Genomic DNA, 14634 nt, shown 5'->3' with positions numbered 1-14634 from the left:
AGCGAATGAAGTGGGTGGCCGAAAATCGCCGATACCGGAGGTAACGGCTAACTGGCCTGGAATGACAAGGAGTTGGTTGATGCCGACCGGTCGCCCTCCCTACATTCCTCGGCCGTGTGCAACGAGCACCGCTCGGGTACGTCCGCCGGCCCGCAACAAGCCAGCTCGCAGTACCGAATCCGGCGGACGGGGCGAGCGCGACTCACGCGTCCCATGGCGTGGGAGTGGCGTTCCGCTCTGGGGGACCCCGAGTGCTTCGAGAGGGAACTACATGTCCGAATGTGCCGATAACACTCACGGCAACGCTCTCAAGACGCAGCCGGCTCCGCACCGGAGCCGGACTCGTACGACGGCGGCTCTCGCCGGGGCGGTACTGCTCGCCCCGCTCGGGCTGCTGGCCGCTACCGGCAACGCCGCGGCGGCGGACGGCGGAGTGTGGGACCGCATCGCACAGTGCGAGAGCGGCGGCAACTGGCACATCAACACCGGCAACGGCTACTACGGCGGACTGCAGTTCGCCCCCTCCACGTGGCGCGCGTACGGCGGTACGGCCTACGCGCCGACGGCGGACGGGGCGAGCAGGGCCCAGCAGATCGCCGTGGCCACCAAGGTCCAGCGCGCTCAAGGATGGGGCGCGTGGCCGACCTGTTCGGCCCGGGCCGGAGCGGACGGAAGCGCACCCGCGGCCTCCGGCGCCGACTCGGCGTCCTCGTCGGCCAAGGCAGCCCCGTCGACTCCCGTACAGGCGCCGGAGCGTTCGGCGGGACACCCGAACCGCAGCTCGTCCCGCGGTGACTACACGGTCCGTCAGGGCGACACGCTGAGCGGCATCGCCGCCCGGCACGGAACCACCTGGCAGCGGCTCTACGCCGCCAACAAGTCCGTCATCGGCGGTGATCCCCATCTGATCGTGCCCGGGCAGCGCCTCGAACTCTGAGCGTCGCTCCCCGCCCGTGGCGCGGGGCCCCGCCCGGTCCGCCGACCGGGTGGGGCACCGGCGGCCGTCGGACGCGCCGCCCCGGTCGGCCGCAATAAGCTGCCTAGCGTGCTCATATGAAATGCACACCACTCACGATCGCCCTGGCCGCCGCCCTGTTCACCGCCGTTCTCCCGGGAACGGCGCACGCGGCGCCGGCAACACACCCGACGCGGCACGTCCATACGGCGCCACCTCCGGCTCCCGGACCGCCGCCCAAACCCGTGGCCTACGGCTGCGCCAAGGACCAGTGGCCCTGGGGCTGCGTCGCCAAGTGTGAGAGCGGCGGCAATTGGGGCATCAACACCGGCAACGGCCACTACGGGGGACTGCAGTTCTCGCAGTCGACCTGGGAGGGCTTCGGCGGGGCGAAGTACGCCCCGCGCGCGGATCTCGCCACCCGCAAGGAGCAGATCACGATCGCCCGGAAAGTGGTGGCCGTGCAGGGGTGGGGGGCCTGGCCGCACTGCTCCAGGCGATACGGGCTCAAGGGCCGCATGCACATGGAGAAACCCAGCGTCACGGACCGGCTGACCGCGAAGACCTCGCTGCTCATCCGGAAGGGCTCGACCCGGTTCGGCGCGCTGCACGGCGCTCCCACTCGCCGGTCTCTCCGCTGAACGCGACCGCGCCCCGTTGCAGTTCGTAGACGAGCGCCGCCTTGCCGTGCAGCACGCGCGGCAGGCGCTGCTCGGCGACGACCACACAGGCGTCGAGTTCGCTCAGCAGTTCGTACGTACGGGTCGCGACCGTGGGCGACATGCCCTGTGTCGGCTCGTCAACGAGCACCACGCGCGCGCGTGCCAGCACGGCGCGAGCGAGGGCGAGCATGCGCTGCTCGCCGCCGGACAGGGTGCCGGCGCGGCGGGCGAGCAGGGGTTCGAGGCGAGGGTAGGCGCCGAGGGCGATGTCGTACGAGTCAGCCGCGAGTTCGAGGTTCTCCCGCACGGTGAGGGAGCCGAACGCCGCCTGCCGCTCGGGGACCAGGCACAGCCCGCGGCGGGCCCGTTCGTGGGCGGGCATACGGGTCACGTCGGCGCCGTCCCACACCACCGCGCCGCCGGTCAGGGGCAGGGTGCCGGCCAGGGCGCGCAGAGCGGTCGTACGGCCGGATCCGTTCCGTCCCAGCAGGACGGTGAGACCGGGGCCGGGGGCGGCGAAGGTGACGCCGTGCAGGGCCTCCAGGGGGCCGTAGCGCACACGCACGTGGCGCAGCGAGATCGTGGTCATACGGGGGTCTCCCGGGAGCCTGCGACGTCGAGTACGCGGTCGGGTGGGCCGGAGGCGACGATGCGGCCCGCCGCCATGACGTGCACGGTGTCGGCGAGGTCGGCGACCAGGTCGAGGTCGTGCTCGACGACGAGCAGGGCCGTGCCGTCGGCGGCGAGGGCCTTCAGGACCCGGGTCAGTGCGGTGACTTCGGCGGTGTCGAGGCCGGCGGCGGGTTCGTCGAGCAGCAGCACGCGCGGGCTGCCCGCGAGGGCACGGGCCAGTTCGACGCGGCGCAGTGTGCCGGTGGGCAGGGCGGCGGCGGGCATCGCCCGTACGGGGCCGTCGAGGCCGAGGAGCCGGAGGGCTCGCTCCACGGCTGCGGGATCTCGTACCCGGCCGTGCTCGGCGCCTACGCGGACGTTGTCGGCCACGGTCAAGGAGGGGAACACGGCCAGTTGCTGGAAGGTGCGGGCGATGCCGAGGCGGGTGCGGGCGTGTGCGGGCAGGCGGGTGATGTTCCGGGTGCCGAGCAGGACTTGGCCGTGGGCGGGGCGGTGGGTGCCGGCCAGGCAGTGGAACAGGGTGCTCTTTCCGGCGCCGTTGGGGCCGATGATCGCGGTGATGTGACCGGGTGGGACGGTGAGGGTGACGTCGTCGAGGGCCGTGAAGCCGTCGTAGCGGGCTCGGAGGTGGTGGGTGGTGAGGGGCGCGACGTCGGGTGGCGGTGCGGGGGGTGGCCCTTGTGTGGGCCGAGCGCCCGCGGCGGCCTGTTCGCTCCGGCGTGTCGCTCCCGCCGGGCCCGTCGCCGTCACCCCCGCCAGGGTCGGCCGAGACGCAGCTCCTCGTTCCGGCGGCCGTACCCGCCTGCGCACGCCCGCCCCCAACGCCGTGAGCCTCGCCCTCCTCCGCAACCGCAGCCTCGCCGCCGCCGTTCGCAGTGCCTCGTACGGTCCCCCGGGGAAGCGGCCCACCAGGACCGCCAGTACGCCGATGAGGGCCGCCGCCACCCCGCCCCGGGCGCCCGCGTCGAGGCCCACCAGGAGGGCTGCCGCGGCCAAGGCGCCCAGGGTGCTGTCGGCGCCCAGGACCACCACCGCGGCGAACCAGAGGAGGCCGCGGACCGGGTCGTAGGCGGCCGGGTCGAAGGCGCGCAGGCCCATGCCGAGCAGGCCGCCGCCCAGGGCTGCCAGGGCGGCGCCCGAGACGAAGGCCAGGAGTTTCAAGGAGGGCACCTGCACGCCTCCCGCCGACGCCCCCGACTCGTGGTCCCGCATCGCCGCCAGGGCCCGGCCCGTGCGGCCCCGGCGCAGCAGCCAGGTCGTCAGCAGGGCGGCCGCGAGGAGGGTCAGCTCCAGGACGTAGTACGCGCGGTCGCCCTCGAAGCCGGTCGGGCGGCCCAGGGACAGCCCCGAGATCGCGTACGGCTGGGCGAAGACGAAGCGGCTCACACCGACGCCCACCGCGAAGGTCGCCAGCGCCAGGGCGAGGCCGCGGCGGCTGATCGCCGGCCAGCCGGTGAGCAGGCCCAGCGGGGCCACCAGGATCACTGCCAGCCCCAGTGCCGCGAGTTCCGGCAGGGGCGGGAGGCCCGGGAAGCGGCCCGCTGCGAGGAGGGCCGTGAACAGGGCGCCCAGGCCCGCGTACGCCGCCTGCCCGAGCGAGATCTGGCCGCCGCGGCCCGTGACCACAACCAGGGACAGCAGCACCACGGCCAGCGCCGGCACCTGCACCGACGTATGCAGGTCCGAGCCCGCGAAGCCCAGGGGGAGCAGGAAGAGAACCGTCGCCACGATCCAGGCGCCCGGCGGGGTCGGCACGCGCGCGGTGGCCGTGCGGGGCAGGGCGTCGCGGGTGCCGACGCGGGGGAGGGCCAGGGCGGCGACCAGCAGGGCCACGACGAAGAGGTTCGTGCTGACGGCCTGCAGGAGGGGCGCGCTCCAGCCGGAGGGGTGCAGACGCGTCAGCTGGCTCTGGGCCACGCCGATGGCCAGCGCTGTCACCACCGCGACCGGCAGGCTGCGCATCCGGGCGGCCACCGCCACCGCGACCACCTCCATGACCAGCAGCGGCATGCCGTACGGGTCCAGGCGGACGTACGGAGCCAGCAGCACGCCCGTCAGACCCGCCGTGAACGAGCCGAACGCCCAGCCCGCCGCCGCCACCCGGTCCGCGTCGATGCCCCCGAGGACGGCCAGTTGACGGTCGTCGACCACGGCACGCAGCTCCCGGCCGAAGCGGGTCCAGCTGGGGGGCCGGAGGTGTCCCCCGGAAGGACGCAGTACTGCCCCTACCCCGGCCGCCAGCAGCAGCGCCACCGCCAGCTGACCCCACGGATCCGCCGACACCAGCTCCGGCACGTCGTCCCGCGCTCCCTGACCCCACAGCAGCGCCGCGCCGCCCACCAGCAGCACGAATACCCCGATGGACGCGACCAGGGTCTGCGCCGGGTCGCTGCCCAGGACCGCGAGCGGCCGGAAGACGAACCGTTCCAGCGCCATCCCGATCCCGGGCGCCACCAGCAGCAGTGTCACCGTCGCGCCCGCCCACAGCGGCCAGCCCCACTCCACCACGCACTGGCGCAGCACGTACGCGCACACCATCGCGATCGCCCCGTGCGCGAAGTTCAGCACCCCGGTCGCGCGGTACGTCACGATCAAGCCGATCCCGGTGAGCGCGGCGGCGCTGCCGACCGACAGTCCGGCCAGGGTGAGGTCGTACGTCAGGGAGGACATCAGTCATCCGCTTCGGCGGGCTCACAGATCGGGCACGGGCCCAGTTCGCCGCTCCTCACCAGCTTCGCATCGACAGCGACCGCCTCCGCCTTCCCGGCGACCAGCGGGCAGTCCGCGCGGTGCCACAGGGTGCCGCCGGGCACCATCAGCAGGTCCCCGCTGACCGCCAGCGGCGCCGCGGCCGCCGGCCCGGAGTCCTCGGACCCCGCGTGCTCGGCGGCCACCAGGAGGCCGTACAGCTCCTCCACGCGCGCGGCGGCGAGCGCGCCCCGGCCGTGGGTCAGCAGCACCGCCCCGGCGATGATCAGCGCGGCGCCGGGGACCGTGCAGGACGCGAGATACGGCAGCTGCCGCTCGGCGAACCGCTCACCGGAGATGCCGTACCAACCGATGACACACAGCACCGCGCCCGCCGCGAGCGCGGCCCAGCCGGCCCACAGGACGGGGTGCACGGTCCGCAGTCGGGCTGTCCGCATCGCCGGCTCCCACACGTCGGGTTTCAGTGCACGCACAGCGGGTTTCTGCGCATGTGCCTGTCCATGTCAGCCAATGGCTTGCACTATGCCTCCTGCAAGCTGACCCTGAAAGCACCGGGCGCACACGGCCCGGATCGACACCCGGTGGTGAGCCAGATGGTTCTCGGGAGCGACCTCAGGCGGAGCAACGCACACAGGGGGTGCGGTCCACGGGCGGCGGGACGGGGGACCGCGCTGGCGGCCGCCCTGCTCCTCTTCCTCGCCCCGGCCCTCGCGGCCTGCAGCGACGACGAGGGAGGCGGCGGCAACGAGACGCCGCCGACGCCGACGGTCGAGCAGACCGAGCAGTCGCCGGCCGCGACGGCGCCCGCCGACGCGGGGGCCGCCGAGACGGAGATCAAGCAGAACTGGCAGAAGTTCTTCGACCCGCAGACGGCGCTGGAGGACAAGCAGACCGTCCTGGAGAACGGTGAGCAGATGGCGCCGGTCCTTCGGGCGTTCAGCGGTGACGAGCGCGGCGGGCAGGTCCGGGCGACGGTCTCCAAGGTCGAGTTCACCTCGCCGACCGAGGCGAACGTGACGTACGACCTGACTCTGAGGGGCGCGACCGCCCTGCCGAACGCCTCAGGGACCGCGGTCGAACAGGACGGCACCTGGAAGGTGTCCGCCAAGACGCTCTGCGCGCTGGTCCAGTTGAGCGGCAATGGGTCGCCGATCCCGGGGTGCTGAGGCGGCGATCGCCGTGGTGGTGCTGGCTCTGAGTACGGCGTGCGGCAGCCGGCTGGCGGAGAGCGACTTCGAGCACCGCGACCGCAGCACGCCCTCGGCGCCCGCGGCGGACCGCACCCCCGTCCGCGTCGGCATCATCACCAGCGCCACCAGCCCCGTCGGCGGCAGCGCCTTCACCGGCCCGCGCGACGGGGCCAAGGCCTGGTTCGAGCGCCTCAACGCGCGCGGGGGCATCGACGGCCGCCGGGTCGAGGTGCGTGAGTGCGACGACGGCGGCAGCGGCGTCGGCAACAACGAGTGCGTGCATGAGCTGATCGACGAGGACGACGTCGTCGCCCTGGTCGCCACCACCGCCCTGGACTACGCGGGCGCCTCCCGCGTCTCACACGCACGCGTGCCCGACATCGGCGGCCAGCCCATCGGGTCCGCTTACGACACCTACCCGCACCTGTACGGCATCTACGGCAGCCTCGCGCCCCGCGACGGCACGACCGGCTGGGACGGCAAGCAGTACGGCGGCACGGAGGTCTACCGGTACTTCAAGCGCGAGCACGGCGCCCGTACGGCCGCCGTCGTCTCCTACAACCAGCCCGCGTCCGCCGCCTACGCCCGGCTCGTCGAGCGGGGGCTGAAGGCCGAGGGCTACAAGGTGGTCACCGAGCAGGTCGACTTCGCGCTGCCCAACTTCCGCGCGGTGGCGGCCGATCTGAAGGAACAGGGCGCCGACCTCGTCTTCGACGCCATCGACACCCACGGCAACGCCCGGCTGTGCGAGGCGATGGACGACGTCGGTGCCGAGGTCACCGCCAAGGTCACGAACGTACAGAACTGGACGTCCACCGTCGCCGAGGACTACAAGGACTCCCCGCGCTGCCGCAACGCCCTGTGGGCGACCGGGTCGTCCCGCAACCACGAGGACACGGACCAGGAGGCCGTACGGGAGTTCCGGGACGCGACCAAAGGGCTGAAGGCGCACTCCCAGTGGCAGCTGGAGGGCTGGGCGGCGGCGATGTGGTTCACGGACGCGGCGAAGTCGTGTGCCGCCGAGGGCATCACGCGCGCGTGCGTCGACGACTTCATGAACCGCAGCCAGGGATACACCGCCGACGGCCTGCTGATCCCGGTCAGGTTCGAGCGGTCGGCCGAGCCGCCGAAGAGCCGCCGGACCTGTCTGTCGGTGGCCCGCTGGGAGGACGGCAGGGGCTGGGTCTCGCAAGGAGACATGAACACCACGTGCTTCGAGGTCCCACAGCTGTCGTACCAGCCGTGACGGGCAACCAAATGGCCGCGTCGCCGGTCCAACCGACAGAGCACAGGCACAGAGCACACAGAGCACACACAGCACACAGAGCCGAGGGAGGAACCGCAGCGTATGACGCCCGTGTCGCAGGCAGCACCCCTGCGCGCCGACTGCATCGCGGATTCGGCCGGCGGGCTGACCTTCGACGTCAGCGCGGCCGGGGCCCACGAGGTGGCCCACCTCGTCCTGCGCCATCGCGAGGGCCCCGAGGAGGTCAGCCTGCCCCTGACCCCGGCCGCGCGCGGCCGCCTGCGCGCCGCGCTCCCCAGCAGCGTCGCCCTGCCCGAGGGCCACTGGGACGCGTACGCGCGCGTGACGGACGAGGAACCGGACCGCTTGGCGCCGGGCGACATGGACGTACATCCCCTCGCAGATCGAGTCCCGTACGAGACCCGCAATGGCAAGCTCAGCGTCGAATGCCGGTTAGGAGCAACGTCCTTACGGGGCGCGGGGAACCGCGCGACCAGACAAAATGGGCCCGCACTCGCCCGCGAACCCGTACCCCCGAGCTTTTAGGCGCCCCATGCTGGACACATCCGCACGACTCCTGCGCCTCCTCTCCCTGCTCCAGGCCCACCGCGAATGGTCCGGCGCCGACCTGGCCGACCGACTCGGCGTCACCTCGCGCACGGTCCGCCGGGACGTCGACCGCCTGCGCGAGCTGGGCTACCCCGTCAACGCCAGCCCCGGTACCGGCGGCGGCTACCAACTCGGCGCGGGCGCGGAGCTCCCCCCACTGCTGCTGGACGACGACGAGGCGGTCGCCGTCACGGTCGGGCTGCGCACGGCCGCCGGTCAGGGCATCGAGGGCATCGGTGAGACCTCCGTACGGGCTCTCGCCAAGCTGGAGCAGGTCCTGCCGAACCGGCTGCGCCGCCGGGTGGGCGCCCTGAACGCCTTCACCGTGCCGATGCTGCGCGGCCCCCAGCCCTCCGCCGTCGACCCGGCCTTGCTCACCGAGCTCGCCAACCTCTGCCGGGACGCCGAGCGCCTGCGCTTCGAGTACCGCGACCACGAGGGCGCCCCCACCCGCCGCAACGTCGAGCCGCACCGCCTGGTGTGCAGCGAGCGCCGCTGGTACCTGGTCGCCTGGGACCTCGACCGCGAGGACTGGCGTACGTTCCGCGTCGACCGCATCACGCCCAGACCGCCGCACGGCCCGCGCTTCACCCCGCGCACCCCGCCCGCCGAGGACCTCGCTGCGTACGTCTCCCAGGGCATCTCCACGCGCGCGTACGCCTCGCACGCCGTCGTCCGGCTGCTGGTGCCCCTGGAGGAGGCAGCCGAGAGCATCTCGCCGTCCGCCGGGCAGCTGGAGGCGGACGGTCCCGACAGCTGCCTCCTGCGCACCGGCGCCGGCAGCCTCGACGTGATGGTGATCCATGTGATGCTGATGGGCTTCGAGTTCGAGGTCGTGGAGCCGGACGAGCTCGTCGAGGCGATCAGGACGGCCCACGGTCGGCTTGCTCGCTCTTTGGCTCGGGCTGCGGAGCCTCCAACGCGTGCGCCGGATGATGCAGGTCGAACGCCGGGGACTCGGAGCGGATCCGCGGCAGCGCGTTGAAGTTGTGCCGCGGGGGCGGGCAGGAGGTCGCCCACTCCAGGGAGCGGCCGTAGCCCCAGGGGTCGTCGACCTCGACCTTCTTGCCGTACTTCGCGGTCTTCCAGACGTTGTAGAGGAACGGCAGCGTCGACATGCCGAGCAGGAACGCGCCGATCGTCGAGATCGTGTTCAGCGTCGTGAAGCCGTCGGCGGCGAGATAGTCGGCGTACCGGCGGGGCATGCCCTCCGCGCCCAGCCAGTGCTGCACCAGGAACGTGGTGTGGAAGCCGACGAACAGCGTCCAGAAGTGGATCTTGCCCAGCCGCTCGTCGAGCATCTTCCCGGTGAACTTGGGCCACCAGAAGTGGAATCCGGCGAAGATCGCGAAGACGACGGTGCCGAAGACGACGTAGTGGAAGTGGGCGACCACGAAGTACGAGTCGGAGACGTGGAAGTCCATCGGCGGCGACGCCAGGATCACCCCGGTCAGCCCGCCGAACAGGAACGTCACCAGGAAGCCCAGCGCCCACAGCATCGGGGTCTCGAAGGACAGCGAGCCCTTGATCATGGTGCCGGTCCAGTTGAAGAACTTCACGCCCGTCGGCACCGCGATCAGGAAGCTCATGAAGGAGAAGAACGGCAGCAGCACCGCGCCGGTGACGAACATGTGGTGCGCCCACACCACGATCGACAGACCGGTGATCGCCATCGTCGCCGCGACCAGCGTCAGATAGCCGAACAGCGGCTTGCGCGAGAAGACCGGGATGATCTCGCTGATGATGCCGAAGAACGGCAGGGCGATGATGTAGACCTCGGGATGGCCGAAGAACCAGAACAGGTGCTGCCACAGCAGCGCCCCGCCGTTGCCCGCGTCGAACACCACCGAGCCGAACCGGCGGTCCGCCTCCAGCACCAGCAGCGCCGCCGCCAGTACCGGGAACGCCATCAGGATCAGGATCGACGTGAACAGCGTGTTCCACACGAAGATCGGCATCCGGAACATGGTCATGCCGGGGGCGCGCATCCCGATGATCGTGGTGATGAAGTTGACCGCGCCGAGGATCGTGCCGAAGCCGGCCAGTGCGAGGCCCATGATCCACAGGTCGGGGCCGATGCCGGGGGAGCGCTCCAGGCTGTTGAGCGGCGCGTAGGCGAACCAGCCGAAGGCGGCCGGCCCGTCCGGCACGATCAGCGAGCCCATCACGATCAGGCCGCCGAACAGGAACAGCCAGTACGAGAACATGTTCAGCCGTGGGAAGGCCACGTCCGGGGCGCCGATCTGCAGAGGCATCAGCTCGTTGGCGAAGCCCGCGAAGGTGGGGGTCGCGAACAGCAGCAGCATGATCGTGCCGTGCAGGGTGAACAGCTGGTTGTACTGCTCGTTGCTCAGCAACTGCATCCCCGGCCGGGCCAGCTCGGCCCGCATCATCAGGGCCATGGCACCGCCGGCCAGGAAGAACCCGAACGACGTGATCAGGTAGAGATGGCCGATCTTCTTGTGGTCGGTGGTGGTCAACCAGTCGACGACCACTCGTCCGGGCTGTCCGGTCCGCTCGGGCCGTGCCGTCGCCCGTACGGTCTGCGTCCCCATCGCTCGCCCCTTCGCTCGTAGCGCCCCGGGCCCGCTGAAAGCCCGCGTCGCACGCGCCGACGCGAGCTCACGCCATGATGCTCGCGTCGTCAGCGCCGCGACAGGGGGCGTACGGAGATTCTGTGGTAGAACCATGTACTTTCTGTGTGGTACCGGTTCCCGCGGCCCGCGCCTCGCTGCGGCAGCAGCCAATGCCGGGCGGAGGGGAGCGGAGGGAAAGGGAGTCCGGTAAGGAGTCCGGGGGCAGTTCCCCGGGAACTTTTCCGGCGGGCTATTGGCCCGGTCGGTGCGACACGCGGGAATTACGATGGAATGCCTGCGGAAGGCCTACGGAATCGCTCGTCCGTGTGATGAAGTGCGGCCGAAACGCCCGTCGTGATTCTGTGACAAAAGCGTGACCGGAGGGGGACGCGTGACCTGCATGGCCGCTACAAAGGCCCCCGGTCCGCGCTGGCCCGATCCTTCGCTCAGGCCCTAGCGTGGCGGCATGGCACCCATTCCGAATCCCCCTGCCGAACCCCAGGACAGCCCGGACACATATGTCGGTCTCGACGCCGACCGGGCCGAGCGACTCGCCCGTGACCGAGGGTGGTCGACGGTGCGTTCGCTGCCGCCGGGGGCGATCATCACCATGGAGTACAGGAGCGGTCGCCTGAACTTCGAGGTCAAGGACGGCCAGGTGGCGCGGGCCTGGAAGGGCTGACGAAAGGCTGGCACAGGGCGACGGCCCCGGCTCCTGTCGAGGAGCCGGGGCCGTCGCCCTGCGGCGTGGTTGTGCGTACCGAACCCCGCTGTCCGCGGTGGGGGAGGTCAGCCGCCCGTGAGGGGGCGGGCCGCCGGGGCCGCGCCGCGGGTCATACGGTCCGTGTGCGGCGGGCGGCGGCTGCCGACGGGGGTGACCGGAGTGCGCTCGCCGCGGGCCGTGTGCGGGCCGGGTGCCAGATAGGCGGGCGCCCGGGGCGGGCGGGGCGCGCCCGGCGCCTCGCGTGCCGCGACCTCGTCGCCGGCGGGCGTGGCACGTGGCTTGAGCAGCACCGGGGCCGCGACCGGGGTGGTCGATGAGGGTCGCCCCGCTCGAGCCGGTTCGAGAACGGGGGCGGGAACGGCACCGGCCCGGCGCTCGCGCCAGCGGTCGCGTAGGTCGAAGATCCAGGTCTCGGAGCGGGCGATCAGCGGCTCGAACCACGGCAGGGCGAGCATGATCAGCAGACCGGCGGCCCAGCCGAGCAGCACGTCGCTCAGCCAGTGCGTACCGAGGTAGACGGTGGACAGGCCGACGCCCAGCGAGGTCACCGCCGACAGGGCCGACAGCCAGCGGCGCGCTCTCGGGGTCGAGGCCAGATAGGCCAGGATTCCCCAGGTCACCACGGCGTTGGCGGTGTGGCCGCTGGGGAATATATCGCCGCCCAGGCCCATCTCGTTGGAGCCGATGGTGGTCGCGTAGTGCGGTCCGAGGCGGCCCATGCCGAGCTTGGCGGCACCGACGGTGATGTTCAGCAGGAGCAGTGAGACGCCGAGCGCGAGCAGCGGCCGCAACGTGTGCTGCCGCCAGGAACGCCAGCCCAGCCAGGCCGCGACCATCACGGCGGTGGGGCCGCGCTGGCCGAGCACCACGTAGTAGTCGACGAACGCGTGGATCTCCGCCCACTGCTGGTACGGGCGGAAGAACATGACCTGCCAGTCGAACCGGACCAGCCACGAGGTGATGACGACGGCCCACACGATGGCCCCGTAGAAGGCCAGGGTCGCGGTGAACAGCACGATCCTGTGCGGGGTCATCCGCGGCACATCGATGTGGGCCGGACGTTCTGGCTCCCGGTCCAGCCTGGCGAAGACCCGGTCCAGACGGGTCAGCTTTCGTTCGGTACACACCCAATCGACGTTACAGCGAGTGAGCGCAGTTCAAGGGCGATTCCACGGCTTTGTGATGACGATGTGATGTGGGATTCCTCTCAGGAGGAGGTTTATTTCCAAGGAATCCCTAATCATCGGGGGCTGCATCCTTCAATTCCTTTGATCATTATTGCGGTTCGTTTTTCGCTGCTTATGAATTCGTTAACCGAATCATGGGATGGAATTCCCCTGGAGCTCACCGCCCCCGGCCCGGGCCCGACCGGGGGCGGACGGGGCGAGAGCGCGGCTGGACGTGGCGTACGCCACACGCCTTCTGTGCGGAGTCTGAGAGGTCCGCCACTCGGCGCCGACGTGGACTCGCGTACTCTGACGAGTCACTCGCTTCGTTGCGCGGGCCGGAGACCACCGCTCCTCTCCGGCCGAGTCACGGGGAGTCCCCACCCCGTGAGCCCGCCGGGGCGAGGGAACATCTGGGAGGTACGTACATGTCCGGGACGACCACGGCCGCCGCTGCGCTGCGCCGTCGGGCGGCCGGGGCCGGTGCCAACCGCTGGGTCGTCCTCGTCGTCCTCTGTACCAGCCTGCTGCTCGTCGCGGTCGACGCGACCGTGCTGCATGTGGCGGTGCCCGCCGTCACCGAGGACCTCAGGCCCGGCGGGATAGAACTGCTCTGGATCGTCGACATCTATCCGCTGGTCTGCGCCTCGCTGCTGATCCTCTTCGGCACACTCGGTGACCGCGTGGGCCGCAGACGGGTCCTGCTTCTCGGGTACGGCCTCTTCGGCCTGGCCTCCGGCCTCGCGTCCCTCGCGCACGACCCACAGGTGCTGATCCTGGCCCGCGCCCTGCTCGGCGTCGGTGGCGCGATGATCATGCCCGCCACCCTGTCGATCCTGCGCCAGGTCTTCCCCGACCGGCGCGAGCGGGCCCTCGCGATCGGCATCTGGAGCGCCGTGGCCGCCGTGGGCGCGGCGGTCGGCCCCCTGCTCGGCGGCTTCCTCCTCGAGCACTTCTGGTGGGGCTCGGTCTTCCTCGTCAACATCCCGCTGATGCTGGTCAGCCTCCCGGTGGGACGGCTGCTGCTGCCCGAGTCGAAGGGCGACGGCAAGGGCCCCTGGGACGTGGTCGGCGCGCTGATGGCGGCGGGCGGGCTGTTCGGCGTCGTCCTGGGCGTGAAGCGGCTCGGCGGCGGGGAGGCGGTGGCCAGCGTGTTCACCGTGGCACCGCTGGTGATCGGTGCGGTGCTGCTGGTCCTTTTCGTACGACGGCAGCGACGCCGGGAGCATCCGCTGGTGGACCTGCGGATGTTCGCCCGGCCGGCCTTCAGTACGTCCGTCGGGTGCATCGTGCTGGCGATGCTCGCGCTCGTGGGGCTCGAGCTGATCGCGGCGCAGTATCTGCAGCTGGTGCTGGGGCTGTCACCGCTGGAGACGGGGCTGCGGCTGCTGCCGCTGACGTTCGCCGCGATGGCGTCCGGTCTCGCGGGCGCACGGATGCTGCGGCGGTTCGGGCCACGGCTGATGGTGTGCTTCGGCTTCTGTCTGACGGCCGTCGCGGTGCTGCTGCTGACGGCCATGGGCGGCGAGGACAACCCCGCGTTGCTGCTCTTCGGGTTCGTGCTGCTGGGCTTCGGGCTGGAGACGACGCTCTTCGGGGCGTACGAGTCGATGCTGAGCGAGTCTCCGCCCGAGCAGGCCGGTGGGGCGGCGGCGATCGGAGAGACGTCGTACCAGCTGGGCGCGGGGATCGGCATCGCGCTGCTGGGCAGCGTGATGAACGCGGCGTATGCGCCCGGGCTGGCGAACGTCCCGGGTGTTCCGGCCTCGGCCTCCGCGGCCGCTTCGCACTCGTTGGGCGAGGCCTACGACGTTGCCGCGCAGCTGGGCGGGCCCGCGGGGGTCGCCCTGCAGCGGGCGGCTCGGGACTGCTTCGTGCACGGGCTGCATGTGACGTTGCTGGTGAGTGCGGCTCTGTTGGTGCTGGGCGCGGTGATGGCGTTGCGGTTGCCGCGGGTCATGCAGTGCGAGGCGCCTGCCGTGGAGCTGCCCAAGCCGAGGGAAGTCGCGGAGACCCGCGTCTCCGCTTGACCGGACCTTCTCCCGCGTTGACCGGACCTTCTCCCGCGAGGGGCCAGCGCCGTCGGTGGTTTGCGGTGCATGGGACGCGGCTCGGCATGTGGGGGAGTCCCACTGGACGTGCGCGGCACCGCGTCGTAGCGTCA

At 71.5% G+C, this 14634-nt stretch carries 12 protein-coding genes and 1 pseudogene; 8 read left to right on the top strand and 5 right to left on the bottom strand.

What is annotated here, in order from left to right:
• The first annotated feature begins 271 nt into the window (after positions 1-271).
• Positions 272-937, top strand: a complete 666-nt coding sequence (locus AB5J49_RS10425) for a transglycosylase family protein (RefSeq protein ID WP_369168274.1) — start codon at positions 272-274, stop codon at positions 935-937.
• A 116-nt stretch (positions 938-1053) separates the two neighbouring features.
• Positions 1054-1596 carry a transglycosylase family protein gene (locus tag AB5J49_RS10420; protein ID WP_369168272.1) on the top strand — a complete coding sequence of 181 codons (543 nt, stop codon included), beginning with the start codon at positions 1054-1056 and terminating at the stop codon, positions 1594-1596.
• Here the strand turns inward: AB5J49_RS10420 and AB5J49_RS10415 are convergent.
• From AB5J49_RS10415 to AB5J49_RS10405, 3 genes are read right to left on the bottom strand one after another with little or no spacing between them, the layout of a single operon-like run.
• The gene (locus tag AB5J49_RS10415) at positions 1529-2206 is read right to left on the bottom strand and encodes an ATP-binding cassette domain-containing protein (protein ID WP_369168271.1); all 678 of its coding nucleotides are present in this window, start codon (positions 2204-2206) and stop codon (positions 1529-1531) included. The genes AB5J49_RS10420 and AB5J49_RS10415 overlap by 68 nt on opposite strands.
• Complete coding sequence (locus tag AB5J49_RS10410; protein WP_369168270.1) at positions 2203-4920, bottom strand: ATP-binding cassette domain-containing protein; 2718 nt, start codon at positions 4918-4920, stop codon at positions 2203-2205. Before AB5J49_RS10410 ends, AB5J49_RS10415 begins: the two co-directional genes overlap by 4 nt.
• A complete protein-coding gene (locus AB5J49_RS10405) occupies positions 4920-5396 on the bottom strand; it encodes a hypothetical protein (RefSeq protein ID WP_369168269.1) in 477 nt (158 codons plus the stop codon). Before AB5J49_RS10405 ends, AB5J49_RS10410 begins: the two co-directional genes overlap by 1 nt.
• Before the next feature lie 156 nt (positions 5397-5552).
• On the opposite strand from AB5J49_RS10405, the gene AB5J49_RS10400 reads away from it, so the two are divergent.
• From AB5J49_RS10400 to AB5J49_RS10385, 4 genes are all read left to right on the top strand, one after another.
• Complete coding sequence (locus AB5J49_RS10400; protein ID WP_369168268.1) at positions 5553-6125, top strand: hypothetical protein; 573 nt, start codon at positions 5553-5555, stop codon at positions 6123-6125.
• The gene (locus tag AB5J49_RS10395) at positions 6100-7395 is read left to right on the top strand and encodes an ABC transporter substrate-binding protein (protein ID WP_369168267.1); all 1296 of its coding nucleotides are present in this window, start codon (positions 6100-6102) and stop codon (positions 7393-7395) included. Before AB5J49_RS10400 ends, AB5J49_RS10395 begins: the two co-directional genes overlap by 26 nt.
• Before the next feature lie 102 nt (positions 7396-7497).
• Complete coding sequence (locus tag AB5J49_RS10390; RefSeq protein WP_369168266.1) at positions 7498-7941, top strand: hypothetical protein; 444 nt, start codon at positions 7498-7500, stop codon at positions 7939-7941.
• Between the two features lie 7 nt (positions 7942-7948).
• Positions 7949-8989 carry a helix-turn-helix transcriptional regulator gene (locus AB5J49_RS10385; RefSeq protein ID WP_369168265.1) on the top strand — a complete coding sequence of 347 codons (1041 nt, stop codon included), beginning with the start codon at positions 7949-7951 and terminating at the stop codon, positions 8987-8989.
• Here the strand turns inward: AB5J49_RS10385 and ctaD are convergent.
• Positions 8886-10559: pseudogene (ctaD, locus tag AB5J49_RS10380) on the bottom strand (cytochrome c oxidase subunit I); the annotation flags it as partial. The gene AB5J49_RS10385 and the pseudogene ctaD sit on opposite strands and share 104 nt — an antisense overlap.
• A 487-nt stretch (positions 10560-11046) precedes the next feature.
• Here ctaD and AB5J49_RS10375 point away from each other — a divergent pair.
• A complete protein-coding gene (locus tag AB5J49_RS10375; protein WP_369168264.1) occupies positions 11047-11262 on the top strand; it encodes an I78 family peptidase inhibitor in 216 nt (71 codons plus the stop codon).
• Between the two features lie 107 nt (positions 11263-11369).
• Here AB5J49_RS10375 and AB5J49_RS10370 read toward each other — a convergent pair whose 3' ends face one another.
• Positions 11370-12431 carry a phosphatase PAP2 family protein gene (locus tag AB5J49_RS10370; RefSeq protein WP_369168263.1) on the bottom strand — a complete coding sequence of 354 codons (1062 nt, stop codon included), beginning with the start codon at positions 12429-12431 and terminating at the stop codon, positions 11370-11372.
• Between the two features lie 467 nt (positions 12432-12898).
• Between AB5J49_RS10370 and AB5J49_RS10365 the strand changes: the two genes are divergently transcribed.
• Positions 12899-14500, top strand: a complete 1602-nt coding sequence (locus AB5J49_RS10365; protein WP_369168262.1) for an MFS transporter — start codon at positions 12899-12901, stop codon at positions 14498-14500.
• Positions 14501-14634: the final 134 nt, after the last annotated feature.

Source organism: Streptomyces sp. R28, assembly GCF_041052385.1.
Lineage (GTDB): Bacteria > Actinomycetota > Actinomycetes > Streptomycetales > Streptomycetaceae > Streptomyces.
Note: the sequence above shows the minus strand (reverse complement) of the source record. Positions and strands in the feature narration are given on the sequence as shown.

Coding starts and splice junctions, on each gene's coding strand:
- AB5J49_RS10425 (WP_369168274.1), top strand. CDS start 272: ATGTCCGAATGTGCCGATAACACTCACGGCAACGCTCTCAAGACGCAG.
- AB5J49_RS10365 (WP_369168262.1), top strand. CDS start 12,899: ATGTCCGGGACGACCACGGCCGCCGCTGCGCTGCGCCGTCGGGCGGCC.
- AB5J49_RS10405 (WP_369168269.1), bottom strand. CDS start 5,396: ATGCGGACAGCCCGACTGCGGACCGTGCACCCCGTCCTGTGGGCCGGC.
- AB5J49_RS10375 (WP_369168264.1), top strand. CDS start 11,047: ATGGCACCCATTCCGAATCCCCCTGCCGAACCCCAGGACAGCCCGGAC.
- AB5J49_RS10400 (WP_369168268.1), top strand. CDS start 5,553: ATGGTTCTCGGGAGCGACCTCAGGCGGAGCAACGCACACAGGGGGTGC.
- AB5J49_RS10395 (WP_369168267.1), top strand. CDS start 6,100: ATGGGTCGCCGATCCCGGGGTGCTGAGGCGGCGATCGCCGTGGTGGTG.
- AB5J49_RS10390 (WP_369168266.1), top strand. CDS start 7,498: ATGACGCCCGTGTCGCAGGCAGCACCCCTGCGCGCCGACTGCATCGCG.
- AB5J49_RS10420 (WP_369168272.1), top strand. CDS start 1,054: ATGAAATGCACACCACTCACGATCGCCCTGGCCGCCGCCCTGTTCACC.
- AB5J49_RS10385 (WP_369168265.1), top strand. CDS start 7,949: ATGCTGGACACATCCGCACGACTCCTGCGCCTCCTCTCCCTGCTCCAG.
- AB5J49_RS10415 (WP_369168271.1), bottom strand. CDS start 2,206: ATGACCACGATCTCGCTGCGCCACGTGCGTGTGCGCTACGGCCCCCTG.
- AB5J49_RS10410 (WP_369168270.1), bottom strand. CDS start 4,920: ATGTCCTCCCTGACGTACGACCTCACCCTGGCCGGACTGTCGGTCGGC.